Consider the following 19,250-nt stretch of genomic DNA (forward strand, 5'->3'; position numbering starts at 1 on the left):
TTAATTTTCATCCTCGCTCCTCGGTTTTCGAGAACCACATCCCTTCACGAAGGAGCGCGAAAATCTGGGGCGGCTGATCGCGAGGGAGGAATGCGGGTGCGGCGGCGACCACCGCCCGTTTTCGCGGGTCGGTTCGCGGCCGTTCGCGGTGGACCCTGTTTGGGAGGACGGAACCGTTCGGAAGGAAGGGTAACCACGAATGGACTCGAAGGGACACGAATGGACCCGGAAGCCCGCAGACGGCGGACGAGATGACGGGTGAACCGCGAAAGGCGCGAAGGAACGCGAAAATCTGGCGTGGCTGATCGCGAGCGATGAATGCGGGTGTGGCGGCGACCACCGCCCGTTTTCGCGGCTCGGTTCGCGGCCTTTCGCGGTGACCTGACCCTGGTATGGAGGACTTAGGCGGCTGGGGGCTTAAACCGAGATAACTAGCCAAATCTGGCTAGTTACGGGGGCTAACTAGCCAGATTTGGCTAGTTATCTCGGACGAGCGACGCTTTCGGCGGCGGGTGGTTCGCGTCCCCGGGCGCGGACGGTCACCATAAAACGGCGCGGGCGATTTTCGTCGGGTGCCTGCGCGCTTGAGTGCGCCACAGCGGTCAGGCGCAGGCGGCGGGGCGCGGGGCCGGCGGTTTAGTTCCGACCACGCACGAGACGGCGCGACGACTCGGCGCGCCGCTGCGAGGCAATCCGGCCGGAGGCCTGCGGCGACCAGACCAGACCTGCGTCGCGATCCACTGGAGACCGCGCGGCGATCCGTGGCGCGGCGATCCAACCGGGACGCAACTCACACCGCGGGTTCGGCGGCGGGGGTGGGGGCGTTCGCGGCGGGGGCGGGCGTGCTCGGGGCGGGGAAACGGAGGACGAAGCGGGCGCCGCCGGCGGGGGCGTCTTCGATCGCGATCGTGCCGCCGTGGGCTTCAACGATCGCCTTCACCATGCTGAGGCCGAGGCCGAGGCCGCGCTGGGAACGGCTGGCGTCGCCGCGGTACAGTCGGCGGAATACGGCCTCACGTTCGGCCAGCGGCACGCCGGGACCGTTGTCGGTCACGCTGAGCTCCACGCCTTCGGCCCCGATGCGGCCGGCCAGCGTGACCTTGCCGCTGGCAGGCGTGTATTTCAGCGCGTTGTCGACGAGATTGTTGATCGCCTGGCCAAGCCGGATCGCGTCCGCGTCGAACTCCACGGGCGCCGGGGCGTCGACTGTGATCGTGATCCGCTTCTCCTCGGCGACTTCGCGGTAGAGGTCGGCGGCGCGATCAAGCGCGGTGCGGACGTCGTGGCGTTCCCGATGCAGCTTCAGCGCGCCGGCTTCGGCGGCGGAGATGTCGAGCAACGCCTCCAGCAGGTGCAGCACCCGGTCGGACTCGTCCACGCAATCGGCCAGCGCGTCGCGCGCCTGGGCGGCGTCACCCGAATCCTGCAACGCAAGTTCGGCGGTGCCGCGCAGGCGCGTCAGCGGGGTGCGCAGGTCGTGCGCGAGGTTGTCGAGCGTCTCGCGGAGGACGCGGACGTGCGCGGCGTTCTTGTCAAGGAGCGTGTTGAGCTGGCGGACGAGCTCGGCGAGTTCGCCGCGGCCGTTGGGGCCGGGGACGCGCGCGGCGAGGTCGCCGGTGTCGAGGATCCGGCGGGCGGTGTCGGACACGGCGCGCAGTGGGCGCGTCGAGCGCCAGGCGAGGATGGTGCCGACGAGGATGGAAACGAGCAGGGCGCCGGCGCCGACGCCGATGAACGCGCGCCGCAGCGGCGCGAGCAGGACGGCGGTGCTGTCAGTCAGCACGCCGACCTGCAGCAACCGGCCATCGTTGAGGCTGTGCGTGGCCATGGCGTAGTCGCGCAGGACGTTGGCCGTGGGCAGGCGCAGGGTGGGTGTCTCGCGGTTGAGGACGAACGGGCCGAAGGGCACCTGCTGCACCTGGGTTTCGATCCAGGACGGCGGCGCGCCGACCCAGTCGTAGGTGCTGTCGGGATTCACGATCCGGACGAAGTACGGCTGCGGGTCGCGGATCGAATCGATGGCGCGCTTGAGCAGGATGACGCCGCCGGCGTCGTAAGCGGCGGCGAACGTCTCGGCGCGCTTGGCGGCGTTCTGGCGCTCACGGCCCTCGAGCGAGTTGGCGAGGATCCAGTAGAGCACGCCGAAGAGCACCGCCGCGCACACGGCGAAGACCAGCGCGTATTGGACCGCGAGGCGGAACGCGAGGGACTGCCGGAGCCGCTCAAGCATGGGGCCGAAAAACGTAGCCGACGCCTCGCACCGTCTCGAGGCGCGTGTGGTCGGGATCTATTTTCGCGCGGAGCCGGGAGACGACGACGTCCACGACGTTGGTCTGCGGGTCGAAGCTGTAGTCCCAGACATGCTCGAGGATCATGGTCTTCGAAACGGGGCGGCCGGCGTGCCGCAGCAGGAACGCCAGCAGCGAGAACTCGCGCGGCTGCAGTTCCACGGGCTGGCCGGCGCAGGTAACCTCGCGGGTGACGAGGTCGAGCGTGACGTCGCCGGCGGTGAGGCGAGTGGCCTCCGGCGACTGGCTGGCGCGGCGGATGAGGGCCTGGACGCGCGCGAGGAGCTCGGAGAAGGCGAACGGCTTGGTAAGGTAGTCGTCGCCGCCGCTCTGGAGGCCGCGGATGCGATCGTCGACGGAACTCTTGGCGCTGAGGAAGAGGACGGGCGTGGTGCGGCGCGCGGCGCGGAGCCGGCGGACGAGGCTGATGCCGTCGAGCTTCGGCAGCATGATGTCGACGACGGCGGCGTCGTAGTCGGTCGACTCCAAGAGGGCCAGGCCGGTCTCGCCGTCGGGCGCGTGATCGACGGCGTAGCCGGCCTGTTTCAGGCCGCGGACCACGAACGAGGCGATCTTGGCATCATCTTCGACGATGAGGACGCGCATGGGGGGCGGAGGGAGGACGGAAGAAACGGAGGGGGGGACGGAGCGACGGAGGACGGAAGAATGGAGTACGGATCGAGGAGCCGCGAAGAACGGAGGCTGGAAGGAAGGAGGAAGATCGCGATGGAAGCGGGTCGCGGGATGCGGGACAAGGTCGGTGTTGGCGGGGCCCGAGGGGGGGCATCCGGCCGGCGGCGTCCGGCCGGTCTTTCTCTTACTCGTACTCTTTCTCTTTCTTCCCGAACGGATGGCTCGGAGGGGACGGATGGAACGGAGGGGACGGATGGCGCCGCGCGGGAGCGCGGCGCGAGAACGAGAACGGCCTTCGGAGTGGAGAGTGAGCCTTCGGAGTGAAAGTGAGAGTGAAGGTGAAAGTGGGGAGCCTTCGGAGTGAGAGAGGGAGTGGGGAGACGCTGATCCCGGGGGGGCGACCCTCAATCCCTCAATCCCTCAATCCCTCAATCCCTCAATCCCTTGAGAGTAAGAGAAAGAGGAAGAGTAAGAGAAAGAGTCCGGCGGACGCCGGAAGAGGAACGGTCCCGGCTCGTGCCCAACACCCCTGCTTGGCACGAACCGGGACCGGTTAACTAGCTACAACAACACAACAACTACCAACCTTGAAGAACGCTGAGGGGGGACGGCGGCTGGGCGCGGCCCCCCGGGGAAACTTTCGATCGTGGCTTACGAGTTGTCCTTGGCGTCGGACTCGTCGACGACCGCGAAGACCGTGCTGCCGCCGCCAGAGGGGTTGCTCACCCACAGCTTGACCAGGGTCTTCTTCGACTCGGTCTTGGCGGTCAGGTCGACCGCGTCCTGGGCGTTGCGGATCGGCTTCTTGTTGATCTCGAGAATCACGTTGCCGGCGCGGATGCCGGCGCGGGCGGCGGCGGAGTCGGGATCGACGTTGGTGATCAGGGCACCCTTCACGCGGGCCGGAATGTTGAACTGCTCGCGCAGCTCGGCGGAGAGATCGTCGACGGCGACGCCGTTCAGGACGCCGGTGTCGGATTCGTCACCACCGGAGAGGAGCGACTCGGAATCCTTGCCGGAGTTCGGGCGCTGGCCGGTCGTGACGGTGATCTCCTTGGTGTCACCATCGCGGAGCACCTCGAGGTTGATCTTGGTGCCGGGGGAGGTGCTGGTGACGGCGAGCGTGAGCTCGTTGGCGCCGACGACCGGCTTGCCGTTGATCTTGGTGATGACGTCGCCACCCTTGATGCCGGCCTTGGCGGCAGGAGCGTTGGGCTCCACATCGGCGACGAGCGCGCCGCGGTTGTCCTTCAACTTGAACGACTCGATGAGGCCCGGAGTGAGATTCTGGATACTCACGCCGAGGTAGCCGCGGACGACCTTGCCGTTCTTGACGAGCGAGTCGGCGACGTGGCTGACCATGTTGGCCGGGACGGCGAAGCCGACGCCCTGGAAGCCGCCGCTGCGGCTGAGGATGGCGGAGTTCATGCCGACGAGGCGGCCCTGGATGTCGACGAGGGCGCCGCCGGAGTTGCCCGGGTTGATGGCGGCGTCGGTCTGGATGAAGTTTTCGTAACCCTGGACGTCCTGGAGGATGCCGACGCGGCGGCCCTTGGCGCTGACGATGCCGCTGGTGACGGTTTCGCCGATGCCGAACGGATTGCCGATGGCGAGGACGCGGTCGCCCACCTCGACGGTGTCGCTGTCGGCGAAGGTGACGGCGGGGAGGCCCTTGGCGTCGACCTTGATCACGGCGACGTCGGTCTGCGGGTCGCGGCCCACGACCTTGGCGGTGAGCTCACGGCCGTCGTTGAAGGTGACGTTCAGCGTGTCGGCGCCATCGACCACGTGATTGTTGGTGACGATGTAGCCGTCGGCGCTGATGACGACGCCGGAGCCGAGGCCGCTGACCGGCTGCTGGCGCATCTCGGGCATGCGGTTGCCGAAGAACTGGCGGAAGAACGGATCGTTGAAGAGCTCCTGGCCCTGGGCGGCCATTTTCTTGGCCTTGGTCTCGGTGGTGATCTTGACCACGGCAGGCGAGACGCGCTTCACGACGTCGGAGAAGCTCGAGGGCTCCATCGGCACGCGCTTGATGGGCTGCGGGTCGCGTTTGACGGAGACGGTGGCGTTGCCCGGGTTCTGGGCGGCGATGCCGACGAACGCGCCGGCGACGGCGAGGGCGCCAGCCAGGAAGGCGGCGCGGCTGCGGGTGAAGAGGGATGTGGTGTTCATGGCGTTTTTCTCGGTTTTGCTGGACCGAAGATGCCACAGCCCCCTGTCGGGCCCCTTGCGCGACCATTACAGAATGGAAAGGTTCGGGCGGCGCCCGAGGGTGGGCGGCCGCGCCGAACAATCCGGCAAATGCGAGCGAGGCGGGCGGGCGGCGCTCAGCCGCCGCCGCGTTTGCCCCAGCGGCGCTCCTGCACGAGCTCGAGGTGGCGCGTCTCGATCTGGACGCCGGCGACGGCCGGGTGCTCACGCAACTTCTGGAAGGAAGCGGCGTTGATCTTCCAGGTGAGGGCGGTGCTCGCCTCGGCGAACGGCGCGACGCGGTCCTCGAAGACGAAGGCGAATTCGACGCGGGTGTCGCCGACCTGCTTGTTGAGCGTCTCGCGCAGCAGCTGGAGGAAGGCGGGCAACTGCGGGTGCTCGGGGCGCAGGAGCCAGATCACCTTGCGGGCGAGCCGGGCGACCTGGCCGTCGAGCGGGTAGCATTCCTTCACGTTGATGCGGGCGCCCTCCTGGTTGACGAGGATGTTGCCCTGCACGAGGACGAGCGCGTTTTCGGCGAGGCTCTGGCCGTAGGAGGCGAAGGCGTCGGCGAACATGTTGAGCGCGATCGAGCCGCGCTTGTTCTGCAGCACGAAGGCGACCCACGGGCGGTTATCGCGCTTGGAGAGCCGCTTGACGATGTTGCTGGCGATGCCGCAGAGGCGGAACTCGACGCGGTCGCCCTGCTGCAGGAGCTCGTCGATCGGGTAGGTGTCGATCGCCTCGGCGAGGCCGGTGTAGGCGTTGAGCGGGTGACCGGAGACGTAGAAGCCGAGGAGCTCCTTCTCGAACGCGAGCCGGGAGTCGCGGGTGAGCTTGCGCTCGGGCGCGGCGGCCTTGCCGTTGCCGGATTTGGCGCGCGGCGTGGCGGGGCCGCCGAGATCGAGGAAGCCACGGGCCTCCTCGGCCGGGGTGGCGACGGCGACGGGCGCGGCCGCGGCGGCGGGGACCTTGCGCGAATGGCGCAGCATCTGGGCAAACTCCTCGGCGAGTCGCTCCGCGGGCGGCAGCGGCGGCGCGGCGTCCATGCCACCGAGGTCGAACAGCATGGTCTCGGCGGGGGCTTCGACCTTGGCGACCGCGGGCTGGTCCTTGCGCAGCGCCGGGTATTTGCGCTGCAGCTCGGAGAGGGCGGCGACGGCTTCGTCGATGTGCGCAAACAGGTCCTCGCGCTCGGCGCCGCTGTAGTCGAAGGCGCCGGTGGCGATCAGGTTCTCGAGGATGCGCTTGTTGACGGCGCGGGCGTCGGACCGGAGCAGGAACTCGTAATAGTCGCGGTAGGCGCCGGCGGCGTCGCGCTCGGCGATGATCTTCTGGGCGGCCTGTTCGCCGACGCCCTTGATGCCGGCGAGGCCGAAGCGGATGGCGGCCTCGGGCTCCTCGGCGCCCGCGTTGGCGTTGGCGGCGGCTCCGGTCGCGGCAGCTGGCTGCGCGGCACGGTCGCGACGGCGAAACACCGGGGTGAACGCCTCGCGCGACTCGTTGATGTCGGGTCCGAGGACGGTGATGCCCATGGCCTCGGCCTCGGCGATGAAGTGCGACACCTTTTCCGCGTTGCCGAGCTCGGCCGTGAGCACGGCGGCCATGAACTGGACCGGGTAGTTGGCTTTGAGATACGCGGTCTGGTAGCTGACGAGGGCGTAGGCGGCGGAGTGCGACTTGTTGAAGCCGTAGCTCGCGAACTTGTTCAGCAAGTCGAAGATCTCGTTGGCCTTCTTCTCGTCGATATTGTTCACGCGCTTGGCGCCCTCGACGAACTTGATGCGCTCCTTGGCCATGGCGTCGGCGTCCTTCTTGCCCATGGCGCGGCGGAGCATGTCGGCGCCGCCGAGCGTGTAGCCGGCGATGATCTTGGCGCACTCCATGACCTGCTCCTGGTACACGATGATGCCGTACGTCTCCTGCAGCGACTGCTCGAGGAGCTTGTGCGGGTACTCAACCGAGGACGGGTCCTTCTTGCCGCGGGCGTAGTCGGGGATGAACGCCATCGGGCCCGGGCGGTACAGCGCGCAGATGGCGTTGATGTCGTCGATGTTCGAGACGCCGACCTGTTTGCACGCGCTCTGCATGCCGGAGGATTCGAGCTGGAACACGCCGACCGTCTTGCCGGCGTTGAGCAGCGCGTAGGTCTTCGGGTCGTCGAGCGGGATCTTCTCGATGTCGAACTTCGGGTCGGCGGTGCGCCGCACGTTCTCCACCGCGTCGGAGATGACCGTGAGCGTCTTGAGCCCGAGGAAGTCCATCTTCAGGAGGCCGAGCTTGGTCACGGCGCCCATGTCGAACTGCACGGTGACGTCGCCTTCCTGGAGCGTGAGCGGGACGAATTCGTCGAGCGGCTTGTCGGTGATGATGATGCCGGCGGCGTGCTTGCCGGTGTTGCGCACCATGCCCTCGAGCACGCGCGCCTGCTCGAAGATCTTCTTCGCGACGGGGTTCTTGTTCACCTCGTCGCGGAGCTCGGCGCTCTTGGTGACCGCGTCCTCGAGCGTGATGTTGAGCTCGTCGGGGATCATCTTCGCGATGCGGTCGGCCTCGGCGAACGGCAGGTCGTGCACGCGCGAAATGTCGCGGATGACCATCTTCGCGCCGAGCGTGCCGTACGTGATGATGTTGGCGACGCAGTCGTTGCCGTATTTCTGCCGCACGTAGTCGATGACCTCGCCGCGGCGGCGCATGCAGAAGTCGATGTCGAAGTCGGGCGGCGACACGCGCTCCGGGTTGAGGAAGCGCTCGAACAGCAGCTTGAAGCGGATCGGGTCGAGGTTGGTGATGCCGAGCAGGTAGGCGACGAGACAGCCGGCGCCGGAACCACGACCGGGGCCGACGGGCACGCCGTGCGACTTGGCCCAGTTGATGAAGTCCCAGACGACGAGGAAGTAGTCGACGAACCCGGTGACGTTGATGATCGCGAGCTCGTAGCCCATGCGGAGCGCGAGCTCCTCCTCCGCGGTGAGCCCGCTGTAGTCGGGCGCCTGGGGCTTCTGGCCGGCGGGCAGGTTGACGAGCTTGGCGAGGCGCTCGGCCACCAGCGGGCGGCGCGAGATCTCAAGGTAGTCGTGGCCGTAGCGCCGTTGCATGCCCGACAGGCAGAGATCGAACAGGTACTCGGCGGCGGTGAACTTCGATTTGATCTCGGGCGAGAGCGGGTAACGCGGGTAGCGCTCGCTGCCCTTGGGGAAGGGGATCGCGAGTTCGCACATGTCGGCGACGAGCTGCGTGTTGGTCAGCGACTCGGGCACCTCGGCGAAAATCTTGGCCATCTCCTCGGCCGACTTGAGGTAGAACTGGGTGCCCGTGAACCGCATCCGGTCCGTGTCGTGGATCTTCGAACCGGTCTGGATGCACAGCATGGCATCGTGCGGGCCGGCGTCCTGCGCGCGGACGTAGTGCACGTCATTCGTGCAGATGACCTTCAGGTTGAACTCCTCGGCTAGCTTGAGCAGGCCGGGGATGATCTTCCGCTGCTCGGGAATGCCGTGGTCCTGGATTTCGACGAAGTAGTTTTCGCGGCCGAAAATGTCGACGAACCGGGCGCACGCCGCGCGGGCATCGTCGTAGCGGTCGTAGAGCAGCCGCTGAGGCACGAGTGAGGCGAGGCAGCCGGTGAATCCAATGAGCCCGCCGGAGTACTTGGCGAGCGTCTCGATGTCGGTCCGCGGCTTGTAGTAAAAGCCCTTGAGGTGAGCGTCGGAGACGAGCTTCAGGAGGTTCTGGTAGCCGGTGAGGTTTCGCGCGAGCAACCCGAGGTGGAAAATGGACTTTCCCTCGTCAGAGCGGCCGGTCTTTTCGAGCCGGGAGGTCTCAACCAGGTAGAGCTCGCAGCCGATCAGCGGCTTGATGCCCTTCTCCTTGGCCTGTTTGTAGAACTCGATCGCGCCGTAGAGGTTACCGTGGTCAGTGAGGGCGAGCGCCGGCATGCCCAGCTCGGCGGTCCGGCCGATCAGCCGGTCAATGCGGCAGCAGCCATCGAGCAGGCTGTAGTCGGTGTGGACGTGGAGGTGGACGAAGTTCTGGTTGGCGGTCGACACGAGCGGAGCCGAGGACAAGGCCAAGCCCGCGGCGGATCAAGCGAGGTTTTCGGCGCCACGAAGCCCGGCGGCGCGCGGCTGGTGTAACTTTCGGCGGGCGTGCGGTGTACTGCGATTGGCGCCGGCCGGGCGTCTGTTCCCGCGCGCGGTGGGCGCCGCCTTCGCCATGTCAAACCTCCGCCTTGCCCTGCGCCTGTTCGCCCAGTCGCCCGGCTTCACCGCCATCATCGTGCTGACCCTCGCCATCGGGATCGGGGCCAACACCGCCATCTTCAACCTGGTGAGCGCGACGTGTCTGCGCCCACTGCCGTACCCGGAGGCGGACCGGCTCATTGCCGTGACGGAGCGGACCGCCTCGGGCGGCGACATGAGCGTGTCGTATCCGAACTTCGTCGACTGGCGCGCCACGCAGGATGTGGCGAGCGGGCTCGCGATCTTTCGCAGCGATGGCGCGAAGCTGGTGACGCGCGACGGCGCGGAGCGGGTGACGGTGGTGCAGGTTTCCCAGGACTTCTTCCAGGTACTCGGCTACCGCATGGCGCTGGGCCGGGAGCTGCGGCCGGAGGACGACCGCGCGGCGGCGGCGCCGGTGGCGTGGCTGACGCATGCCGCGTGGCAGCGGTATTTTCACGGCGCCGTGGACATCGTGGGCCGGAGTGTGGTGCTGGAAGGGCAGGCGACGGAAATCGCGGGCGTGTTGCCGGCGGAGTTTCGGTTTCACCGGCATGCGGACGTGTTTGTGCCGATCGAGCCGATCGTGGACCGGCAGTTCATGCGGGAGCGCGAGAACCATAACGGCACGGCCGTGATCGGGCGGCTCAAGCCCGGCGTGACGATTGAGCGGGCGGCGACGCAGCTCGCCGCGATCGGGCAGCGGCTGGAGCAGCAGTACCCGAAGGCAAACGCCGGGATCCGCGTGGCGGTGCTGCCCTTGCGCGAGCAATTGCAGGGGCGGGGAACGATGAACCTCTTCCTCCTGCTCGGGGCGGTGGGCACGGTGCTGCTGATCGCGTGCGTGAATGTCGCGAACCTCCTGCTCGCGCGCTCGTTCAACCGGCGCCGGGAAATGGCAATTCGCACGGCGCTCGGGGCGTCGCGGCGCGACCTGTTCTCCCAGCTCCTGATCGAAAGCTTGGTGTACGCGCTGACGGGCGGCGTGCTCGGCACGGCGATCGCGTGGTTTGGCTACGCGTTCGTGGCGCGGCTGGCGCCGTGGGAGATGAAGGAACTGCTCGCGGCGGGCGGCAGCTTTGACGCCTGGGCGTGGTTGTTCATGGCCGGCGTGACGCTTCTCACGGGCGTCGGCTTCGGTTTCGCGCCGGCGTGGCAGCTTTCGCACAGCGATCCCAACGACGCGCTCAAGCGCACGCCTGCCGCGGTGCGCACGGCGTTCGGACGCTTTCACCTGACGGACGGGCTCGTGGTTGTGCAGGTGTCGCTCGCGGTGATGCTGCTGGTGGGCGCAGGCCTGCTGATCCAGAGCCTGTATCGGGTCGCCATGGCGCCCACGGGACTGCGACCGGACCGCGTGATCACGCTGCAGGTCGCAACGCCGCCGACGGCGGCGATGACGCGGGATCCGCATGCGTTTATCCGGCACCACGAGGCGATGCTCGCGCGGCTGCAGAGTGTGGCGGAGATCGAGTCGGTGGCGTTCTGCTCCTCGCTTCCGTACACCTGGGACAGCTCGTCGAACTGGTTCTTCCGGCCGGACCGGCCGACGCCGGAGCCGGGCAAGTTCCCGCTGGCGAACGTGCACGTGGTCACACCGGACTATTTTCGCACGATGGGCATCCCGTTACTGCGCGGCGCTGCGTTTGATGGCCGCGAACGGCGCGCGCCGCTGGTGGCGGGGCAGGCCATCAGCATGGCCACGGTCGCGCAGCTCTATGAAGGCTTCGTGGTGGATACGGTGATCAGCCGGAAAATGGCGGAACAGCACTGGCCGGGCGAGGACCCGATCGGGCGCACGTTCCAGATCGGCCAGCCGCAGATGAAGCTGCCGCAGATGCGGGTGATCGGGATCGTCGGCAACACGCTGCAATTCGGCGCCGAGCGCGGGGAACAGGTCGAATACTACACGCTGCTTTCGCAATGGCCGGCGACGCTCGGCCTGCACCTGGTGGTGCGGACGCGGGCGGACGCCGCCGCGGCGCTGGCGTCCATCCGGCGCGCGGTGCGCGACGTGGCACCGGACGAACCCATCTATGATGTGAAGCTGATGTCGGACCGCGTGGCGGAGTTTGCGAGCAACCGCCGGTTCAGCATGGGGCTGTTCGCGTTCTTTGCCGGCGTGGCCGTGTTACTGGCGAGCGTGGGCATCTACGGCGTGCTGGCGTGCGTAGTGGGGCAGAGGACCCGCGAGATCGGGATCCGGATGGCGCTGGGTGCGTCGCGCCTGAATGTGCTGGGACAGATCGTCGGGCGGGGGCTGGGGCTTGCCGGCCTGGGCGTCGGGCTCGGCCTGGCGGCGGCGTGGGCGGCCAGCCGGTTCCTGCAATCGCAGCTCTTCGGCGTGTCGACCACCGACCTGCTCACCTACCTGGCGAGCGCGCTCTTCCTGCTCGCGGCCTCGATCCTGGCGTGCGTGGTGCCGGCGCAACGGGCGTCGCGCGTGAACCCGGTGGAGGCGTTGCGCGCCGAGTGAGGCGGAGTGCGCGGGCCGGATTCCGGCCCGCTTTCGACCGACCAGGACCGCCCGCTATCCCCGTGATGCAGAGGAAATAGCGCTCGCCGGGAGCGACCTCCGCCGCAACGATTGCTGATGCGTCAGGTAACGAGGTACTTACAAAGACCTGCCGCCGGGGCAAAAAAGCCGTTGACGCGGACGATGGCGGGTGGCGTATTTACCAACTTTTCCGTTCATCCCGTCGTACACGTCTCATCTCATGGCTATCGAAATCAAGATTCGCAAAAACGAGCCGATCGATCGCGCGCTCCGTCGCATGAAGAAGAAGCTCGATCGCGAGAATATCATCAAAGGCACTCGCGCGAAGCGTTACTACGAAAAGCCCTGCGAGAAGCGCCGCCGCAAGGAGAAGGTTCAGGCCTTCACCCAGATGCTGCGCCGCCGCTACGCGGAATGAGTCAGATGCCGGCCTGAGGCCGAGCAATATCGAGCCGCGCTACCGCCCCGTTGCGGAGCGCGGTTTGTTTTTACCGATCGCCCCGAGCGCAAGACTCGGGTTGGCTCCAGCGGCTGCCCTTCCGGTTCGACGTGAAATCTAGCCTCGCACTTTCCACCTGCTGGCTGTCTCACCGTCACAACGACGGCTACGCCATGCTGCGCGAAGTCGCCGAGTTGGGCTTCGAATACGTCGAGTTGAGCCATGGCGTGAGAATCACGCTGGTCCCGGGGGTGCTCCGGGCGGTGGAGGAAGGGCTGATCAAGGTCGCGACGACCCACAATTTTTGTCCGCTGCCCACGGGCGTGACGCAGGCGGCGCCGAATCTCTTCGAGCCGTCGTCGAACGAGTCGCGGGAGCAGGACCAGTGGCTGCGGCACACAAAGCGCTCGATCGACTTCGCGGCGCAGGTGAACGCCCGTGCGATCGTCTGCCACCTGGGCAGCGTGAAATTCTTCTGGTTCAACCCGACCCGCAACGTGCGCACGTACCTGCGGGACCATCCTGGCGCCGGGCGCAATCGCGACGACCAGGCGTACCAAGCGCTGTTGGAGAAGTCCCTCGCGAAGCTGCGCCGGCGGATGCGTCCGTACTGGGAGCAGACGAAGAAGAGCATCGGCGCGGTGCTCGACTACGCGGGGGAGAAGGGCGTGAAGCTGGGGTTCGAGAACCGCGAGCGGATGGATGAACTGCCGCTGGACGGCGACCATCTCGAACTGCTCGGCGCTTTCCCGGCGGGCGCCTCGTGCGGCTACTGGCACGACGTCGGCCACGCCGACCTGAAGGAAGGCATGGGATTGCTGCGGCATCGGGAGCACCTGGAGAAGATGGCGGCGCGGACGCTCGGCTTTCACCTGCACGACGTGGACGCGCACGGGCACGACCACCAGCCGATCGGCGCGGGGCACATTGATTTTGAGATGGTGAGCCAGTTCTGGCGGCCGGAGCACCTCCTCACGCTGGAGTTCAGCCCCCGGCTTTCGGTGGACGACGTCCGCAACTCAAAGGAGCGCGTCGAGACCCTGCTCACCCAGCGCTTCGGCGCCTAACGCCGCCGCGGCACGCGAGCGCCAGTCCGACAGCCTTGAACGCCTGCGGGCCCCTTGCCACCGCCCCAGAAGAAATCGCGTCAGCGATTTCTTATTGGAGCAGCTCGGCGACCCAGCGGCGGTGGGGACCGGACAAGGTGATGGCGTCGAGTCGGGCGAGGGGGACCCACACGAGTTCGGCCGAGGGCAGCTTTCGCGGGGCGGGCGCGGCGTGGATCGTTTCGGTGATCTGAAATCGGGTGATCGCGCGGCGCTTGCGGGCGAGCGGGGCGGCGCTGCTGGCGGCGGGGTCGAAGCCGATGTGGCTGGCGAGCGGCAACTCGTGGAGGTCGGCCAGACGACGGGCGCCGGCGGGGGTGCGGTGGAGCAGCAGGCTGTCGCCCTGGCGGCACCAGACCCGCGCGACGGCGCGCTGCTCGATCTGCCTGGCGGCGAGCCGCGGGTAGGCTTCGGGTTCGCCGGCGCGCGCGGCGGCGCAGAACGTCCGCACCGGGCACGTGAGGCAGAGCGGGCTCTGGCGGAGGCAGACGGTCGCGCCCAGCTCCATCATGGCCTGGTTGTGGTTGCCGGGGGCGGACGGCAGGAGGAGCTCGGTCGCGAGCTCGGTGAAAGCCTTGGCGGCGCTGGCGGAATCGCGGAACGGCGTCGGATCGGCGGTGAGGCGGGCCAGGATGCGAACGACGTTGCCGTCGACGCAGGCGGCGGGCTGCCCGAAAGCGATGCTGGTGATGGCGGCGGCGGTGTAGGGTCCGACGCCGGGCAGTTCGAGCCACTCGGCGGGCGTGCGGGGCAGGGCGGGAAGGGCGACAACGGCCTGGGCGAGCCGGTGCAGGTTGCGGGCGCGGGAGTAGTAGCCGAGGCCCTCCCAGAGCTTGAGGACGCGCGCCTCGGGGGCGGCGGCGAGCGCGGCGAAGTCGGGCAACTCGGCCAGCCAGCGGGCGAAGTAGGGCAGCACGGTCTTCACCTGCGTCTGCTGCAGCATGAACTCGCTCACGACTGTCTTGTAGGCGGACGGGTGTTCGCGCCACGGCAGCGGGCGGGCGCTGGCGCGGTACCAGCGATGCAGTGCGTGCTGAAAGTCGGCTTTGGCGGCGATCAGGGCGCGGGAGCGGGCGGAAGGCATGGTGGGGCGCGGATTGGCCGGGAAAACCGGGCGACGGCGCAAGCCAAATAGGCACGGCCGCACGGTGGCGAACGCCTGCGCCGATGTTTCCACCAAAAGCTTTGCCCTTTGGACCTGATTTTGCGGCCATCCGCGCATGGCCAAGAAACCAGGCGGCGACGAAGACGCCCCGAAGAAGATCGCCAGCTATACGGTGAAACTCGACGACGCGCAGATGGAGACCCTGCGCGGGATCCTGGAGCAGCGCGGCTGGACGCCCTTCGAGGTGGCGTACACCCGCTTCGCGTTCAAGGCCGACCACCTCAAGGTCAACGTCTCGGCCTACACGAGCGGCAAGGTCGTGATTGCCGGCAAGGGCACGGAGGACTTCGTGCGGGACGTGCTCGAGCCCGAGGTGACGGGCGCGGCCAAGCTCGGCTACGACGACGTGCTGCATCCGGACTGGTTCGAGTCGCATGCCGGCATGGATGAAAGCGGCAAGGGCGACTTTTTCGGGCCGGTGGTGGCGGCGACGGTGATCGCGGACCGCGTGGCAATCGAAGGTTGGATCAAGGCCGGGGTGAAGGACTCGAAGCGGATCGCGGACATGCAGATCATCAAGCTCGACCAGCTTATCCGGGACACGCCCGGGGTGGCGGTCCGCACCTGCTTCTGCGGGATGCCGAAGTACAACGAGCTGATGGGGCGGCCCGGGGCGAACCTGAACCGGCTGCTGGCGTGGCAGCACGCGACGGCGCTCGAGCAGGCGCTCGCCACCAAGCGGGTGCCGTGGGGCCTGCTGGACCAGTTTACGGAGCAGCCGTTGGTGCAGCGCGAGCTGGCCCGCAAGAACGTGGCGGGTTTCGACCTGCGGATGCGGACGAAGGCGGAAGAGGACCCGGTCGTGGCGGCGGCCTCGATCGTGGCGCGAGCCGAGTTTCAGCGGCAGATGGTGATGCTCTCGAAGCAGTTTGGCGCGCGGCTGCAGAAAGGCGCGGGCCCGTTGGTGAAGGAGCAGGCAATGCAGATCATCCAGCAATTCGGCGCGCGGGCGCTGGGCAACTTTGCCAAGCTGCACTTCCGGACGGCGTACGAAGTGGTTTCGGCGGCGGGCAAACTCGACGAGTTGCCGCTGAAGGAGCCGGCGGCGCGGATGGAGTGGGGCAGCTAGCCGCCTCCGAAATTCGCCCGCAGGCTGCTAGGCGCGCGGCGTGTTGCCGGGGGCGGAGGTGGCCGCGCGCGGCGCGGCGTGTTTCCGGGCCTCGTCGACCGCGAGCTCCTCGATGTAGCGGGTAAAATCCTCGTCCTCGCCCTCGACCAATTCGGGGAGCGCGGCGCGAAATTCGGGGCGGGCGACCCACTCGCGCATGTAGTCCTCCCATGACTTCCACAAGCGGCGGGTCTGCTTGTTCATGTTCTCTTCGTACACGAGCAGGTAGGCGCGTTCGAAGAGCGAGATGAGGATGCCGAAGATCGCGAGCCGCCGTTCCTGCTGCTCGGAGGTGAGTTCCTGGGCGCGACCGTCGCGGCGGAGGAGCTGCAAGTCGGCGTTGTCGAGGACGAGCTTGAGGAACTCGCGGTATTCGTCGGACAGGCGCTGGTAGATCTCCTCGTCCTCGCTCTGCCGTTCTTTGCGCTGCTCCATCAGGAACACGATGATCGCGAACGGCAGACCGACCACGGTCACGATGTAGCTCAGGAGCTCCCAGGTTTCGAGCGACAGCATGACCTCTGGTTACGCGAGGGGCTTGAAAGGTGCAAGTTACGTGTCGGGTCGGGTGTTGGCGCGCGCTGAACCGCGCGCGACGTTGGCAGGTTGCAGGTTCGAAGGTTGCAGGTTCCGAACCACGGAAGAGGAGGTGGACCGCGAAAGACGCGAAAGGGCGCGAAAACCTGGGGTGGACGGGGGCGCGCGCTGAACCGCGCGCGCGACGTTGGCAGGTTGCAGGTTCGAAGGTTGCTGGTTCCTGAACCACGGAAGAGGAGGTGGACCGCGAAAGGCGCGAAAGGGCGCGAAAACCTGGGGTGGACGGGGGCGCGCGCTGAATCGCGCGCGCGACGTTGGCAGGTTGCAGGTTCGAAGGTTGCAGGTTCCGCACCACGGAGGATCGGGGCCGAGGACTGCGGGTTTTCGCGGCTCGTTTCGCGTAATTCGCGGTAAGCTCTGGTTAGGGGATCGGGAGGTTGAGAGTGAGTAACGGCGAAGGGACGAAGGGACGGACGCCAAGGCAGTTTTGAACAGGAGATAAGGGAGGGAACAGAGGGTCGGTTTCAGCGCGGGTTGGCGGAATCTTTCTCGTTCTCTCGAGGGATTGGGATGCGGGGTGGGCGACGCACGGAGGAGGGGAACCGCGAAAGACGCGAAGGGGCGCGAAAATCTGATGTGGACGGGGCGGGCGCTGAGCCGCGCGTGCGACGTTGGCAGGTTGCAGGTTTGAAGGTTGCCGGTTCCGAATCACGGAAGGTCGGGGGCGAGAACCGCGGGTCTTCGCGGCTCGGTTCGCGTATTTCGCGGTGCACTCCTCTTCTGTCCTCGGCGCGGTTTGTGGTCCAGAAGCTGCCGAGTTGCAGGAGGCGGGCGGGAGCCGGAAGGCGCGGGGCTTGCCAGCCATGGAGGGGGACTCTGTGATCCCCGGGATGAAGCGCCGCCAGCTGCGCGGGTTCGACCTGAAGCAAATCGAAGGAGTAAACAGCCTCATCGGCGTCGATGAGGTGGGGCGGGGCGCGTTTGCCGGGCCGGTGGTGGCGGCGGCGGTGTTGGTCAATCGCGAGTTCCTGGAAAGCCGGTGGGCGCTGACGAAGAGCGGCCGGGTGAACGACTCGAAACTCCTGACGCCCGAGCAGCGGGAGGAGCTGTGGGGGGAGTTTGAGAAGCTGACGGCGGCCGGGCTGATCCATGCGAACCACGGGTCGGCGTCGGTCGAGGAGATCGCGCAATTGAACATCCTGGGCGCCACGAAGCTGGCGATGCGGCGGGCGCTGGAGGGCATTTACCCGGCGACGGCGTTTCAGCCCGAGCGCACCGAGCCGGACCTGTTTTCCAGCCTGGAAGAGCGCGAGGCGTACACGCCCACGGTCTCGGCGCGGGTCCTGATCGACGGGTTGCCGTTGCGGAGCTTCCCGTACCCGCACCGGGCGTTCGTGCACGGTGATGCGCGCTCGCTCTGCATCGCCATGGCGTCGGTCATCGCGAAGGTGACGCGCGACCGGCTGATGGTGGCGATGGAGGCGAAGCACCCGGGCTACGGCTTTGCGCAGCACAAGGGGTACGGCACCGAGGAACATCGCGACGCGGTGCTGCGGCTCGGGCGGTGCGTGGAGCACCGCGAGGCGTTCCTGCGGAAGCTCCTGGCGGTCCGGATCGACCCGGCCCAGATGAACCTTTTCGAGAAGGGTGGCGCGGCCAAACTGGCGCCGGTCGACACTGACCCGGAGGTCGAGGGCGAGGGGGAGTCCGCCGGTGGCGGGACGGAGCCGGCGGCGAGCGAAACGAAGCCGGTGGGCGCCGACACCTGAGCGGCGCGGGACGCGCCCGGCCGGATACGGGTTTCAGCTTCCCGTTGTCGCGGCTTCGGCTTTGCTCGTGGCCATGGCCGGCAAGAAGACGACTTCGCTAGATCGGGTGCTCGGGCGGCTGGATACGCTCGACACGGTTAATCTCACGAACCTCGTGCAGCGGCTGGCGCGGGAGCGGGCGCTGTTCGAGGAGATCTTCAACACGCTGCAGGAAGGCATCCTCGTCATTCGCGACGACGGCGCGATCGAGTACGCCAACGCCTCGGCCTATGCGCTGATCGGGCTCGGGTCGGACGAACTCACCGGCGAAACGCTGTGGCGGCTGGTGCCGGGACTGCGGACCTCGCTCGGGGCGACGCTGGACGACACCCGCGCGGTGGCGCCGGTGGCGACGCGGGAATTCGAGCTGACCTACCCGGAGCCGCGGACGGTGCGGATGTACATGGTGCCGTTCACGCAGCCCACGCGCGGGGCGGCGCGGCGGTTCGTGATCATCCTGTCGGACATCACCAAGGATAAGGAAACGACGGAGGCGCGCATCGAGAACGAGCGCACGTCGTCGATCCTGCTGCTGGCGGCGGGCGTCGCGCACGAGTTGGGCAATCCGCTGAACTCGCTCACGATTCACCTCCAGTTGATCGAGCGGAAACTGAAGCGCCTGGGCGCGGGCAAGGAAGTCGACGCCGTCGCGGATTCCGTACGCGTGTGCCGCAACGAGGTCTCCCGGCTCGATGGGATCATTACCAACTTTCTCGAGGCGATCCGGCCGCGTCCGCCGGACCTCGCCGACACCGACCTCAACGACGTCCTCGACGAAGTCCTGCGTTTCCAGCACCGCGAAATGGAGGACCGGGGCATTGCGGTGGAGGCGGAGACGTCGGAGGCGCTGCCGCACGTGATGGCGGACCGCAACCAGCTGAAGCAGGTGTTCTTCAACCTCACCAAGAACGCCATGGAGGCGATGCGGCCTGGCGGGAAGCTGCGGATCCGCTCCCGGGCGGACGACGACTACGTGTATCTCATGGTTGGAGACACCGGCGCGGGCATCAAACAGGAGGATCTCGTGCGCCTGTTCCAGCCTTACTACACCACGAAGGCGGGCGGCAGCGGGTTGGGCCTGATGATCGCGCAGCGCATCATGCGCGAGCACGGCGGCCACATTGGCATCGAGAGCAAGGAAGGCGTGGGCACGATCGTAACCCTGCAGTTCCCGCGCAAGGACCGCCGCGTGCGCATGCTCCAGAGCGGCGGGCGCTAAGCGCGGCCAGCGGTTGCGATCAGCAGCGAACTGCGGG

At 67.5% G+C, this 19,250-nt stretch carries 12 protein-coding genes; 6 read left to right on the top strand and 6 right to left on the bottom strand.

Going from position 1 to position 19,250, the window contains the following annotated elements; all coding sequences use genetic code 11:
- Positions 1 to 790: 790 nt before the first annotated feature.
- From DB354_RS00160 to dnaE, 4 genes are all read right to left on the bottom strand, one after another.
- Complete coding sequence (locus tag DB354_RS00160; protein ID WP_107833409.1) at positions 791 to 2,230, bottom strand: ATP-binding protein; 1,440 nt, start codon at positions 2,228 to 2,230, stop codon at positions 791 to 793.
- Positions 2,223 to 2,894 carry a response regulator transcription factor gene (locus DB354_RS00165; RefSeq protein WP_107833410.1) on the bottom strand — a complete coding sequence of 224 codons (672 nt, stop codon included), beginning with the start codon at positions 2,892 to 2,894 and terminating at the stop codon, positions 2,223 to 2,225. Before DB354_RS00165 ends, DB354_RS00160 begins: the two co-directional genes overlap by 8 nt.
- Positions 2,895 to 3,572: 678 nt before the next feature.
- Entirely contained in the window at positions 3,573 to 5,096 is a 1,524-nt protein-coding gene (locus DB354_RS00170; protein ID WP_107833411.1) for a DegQ family serine endoprotease, read from the bottom strand.
- A 155-nt stretch (positions 5,097 to 5,251) separates the two neighbouring features.
- Positions 5,252 to 9,187: a DNA polymerase III subunit alpha gene (gene dnaE / locus DB354_RS00175; RefSeq protein WP_233256504.1), complete on the bottom strand. Its 3,936-nt coding sequence runs from the start codon at positions 9,185 to 9,187 to the stop codon at positions 5,252 to 5,254.
- A gap of 142 nt (positions 9,188 to 9,329) precedes the next feature.
- Between dnaE and DB354_RS00180 the strand changes: the two genes are divergently transcribed.
- From DB354_RS00180 to DB354_RS00190, 3 genes are all read left to right on the top strand, one after another.
- The gene (locus DB354_RS00180) at positions 9,330 to 11,810 is read left to right on the top strand and encodes an ABC transporter permease (protein ID WP_146180039.1); all 2,481 of its coding nucleotides are present in this window, start codon (positions 9,330 to 9,332) and stop codon (positions 11,808 to 11,810) included.
- Between the two features lie 241 nt (positions 11,811 to 12,051).
- Entirely contained in the window at positions 12,052 to 12,249 is a 198-nt protein-coding gene (rpsU, locus tag DB354_RS00185) for a 30S ribosomal protein S21 (RefSeq protein WP_107833413.1), read from the top strand.
- Positions 12,250 to 12,380: 131 nt separating this feature from the next.
- Positions 12,381 to 13,337 (top strand): sugar phosphate isomerase/epimerase, encoded by a 957-nt coding sequence (locus tag DB354_RS00190; RefSeq protein ID WP_233256505.1) that lies wholly within the window; start codon positions 12,381 to 12,383, stop codon positions 13,335 to 13,337.
- A gap of 91 nt (positions 13,338 to 13,428) precedes the next feature.
- On the opposite strand, the gene DB354_RS00195 is transcribed toward DB354_RS00190, so the two are convergent.
- Entirely contained in the window at positions 13,429 to 14,460 is a 1,032-nt protein-coding gene (locus DB354_RS00195) for an A/G-specific adenine glycosylase (protein WP_107833415.1), read from the bottom strand.
- Positions 14,461 to 14,596: 136 nt separating this feature from the next.
- Here DB354_RS00195 and rnhC point away from each other — a divergent pair, with 136 nt between their 5' ends.
- Positions 14,597 to 15,610 (top strand): ribonuclease HIII, encoded by a 1,014-nt coding sequence (rnhC, locus tag DB354_RS00200; protein WP_107833416.1) that lies wholly within the window; start codon positions 14,597 to 14,599, stop codon positions 15,608 to 15,610.
- 27 nt (positions 15,611 to 15,637) lie between these two features.
- Here the strand turns inward: rnhC and DB354_RS00205 are convergent, their stop codons facing one another.
- Positions 15,638 to 16,165 carry a hypothetical protein gene (locus tag DB354_RS00205; protein ID WP_107833417.1) on the bottom strand — a complete coding sequence of 176 codons (528 nt, stop codon included), beginning with the start codon at positions 16,163 to 16,165 and terminating at the stop codon, positions 15,638 to 15,640.
- A gap of 911 nt (positions 16,166 to 17,076) precedes the next feature.
- On the opposite strand from DB354_RS00205, the gene DB354_RS00210 reads away from it, so the two are divergent.
- Entirely contained in the window at positions 17,077 to 17,955 is an 879-nt protein-coding gene (locus DB354_RS00210; protein WP_233256506.1) for a ribonuclease HII, read from the top strand.
- Positions 17,956 to 18,028: 73 nt separating this feature from the next.
- Entirely contained in the window at positions 18,029 to 19,213 is a 1,185-nt protein-coding gene (locus DB354_RS00215) for an ATP-binding protein (protein WP_107833418.1), read from the top strand.
- Positions 19,214 to 19,250 lie beyond the last annotated feature (37 nt).

Source organism: Opitutus sp. ER46 (genome assembly GCF_003054705.1).
Classification (GTDB): Bacteria; Verrucomicrobiota; Verrucomicrobiia; order Opitutales; family Opitutaceae; genus ER46.

Coding starts and splice junctions, on each gene's coding strand:
- DB354_RS00160 (WP_107833409.1), bottom strand. CDS start 2,230: ATGCTTGAGCGGCTCCGGCAGTCCCTCGCGTTCCGCCTCGCGGTCCAA.
- DB354_RS00165 (WP_107833410.1), bottom strand. CDS start 2,894: ATGCGCGTCCTCATCGTCGAAGATGATGCCAAGATCGCCTCGTTCGTG.
- DB354_RS00170 (WP_107833411.1), bottom strand. CDS start 5,096: ATGAACACCACATCCCTCTTCACCCGCAGCCGCGCCGCCTTCCTGGCT.
- DB354_RS00180 (WP_146180039.1), top strand. CDS start 9,330: ATGTCAAACCTCCGCCTTGCCCTGCGCCTGTTCGCCCAGTCGCCCGGC.
- rpsU (WP_107833413.1), top strand. CDS start 12,052: ATGGCTATCGAAATCAAGATTCGCAAAAACGAGCCGATCGATCGCGCG.
- DB354_RS00195 (WP_107833415.1), bottom strand. CDS start 14,460: ATGCCTTCCGCCCGCTCCCGCGCCCTGATCGCCGCCAAAGCCGACTTT.
- rnhC (WP_107833416.1), top strand. CDS start 14,597: ATGGCCAAGAAACCAGGCGGCGACGAAGACGCCCCGAAGAAGATCGCC.
- DB354_RS00205 (WP_107833417.1), bottom strand. CDS start 16,165: ATGCTGTCGCTCGAAACCTGGGAGCTCCTGAGCTACATCGTGACCGTG.
- DB354_RS00210 (WP_233256506.1), top strand. CDS start 17,077: ATGAAGCGCCGCCAGCTGCGCGGGTTCGACCTGAAGCAAATCGAAGGA.
- DB354_RS00215 (WP_107833418.1), top strand. CDS start 18,029: ATGGCCGGCAAGAAGACGACTTCGCTAGATCGGGTGCTCGGGCGGCTG.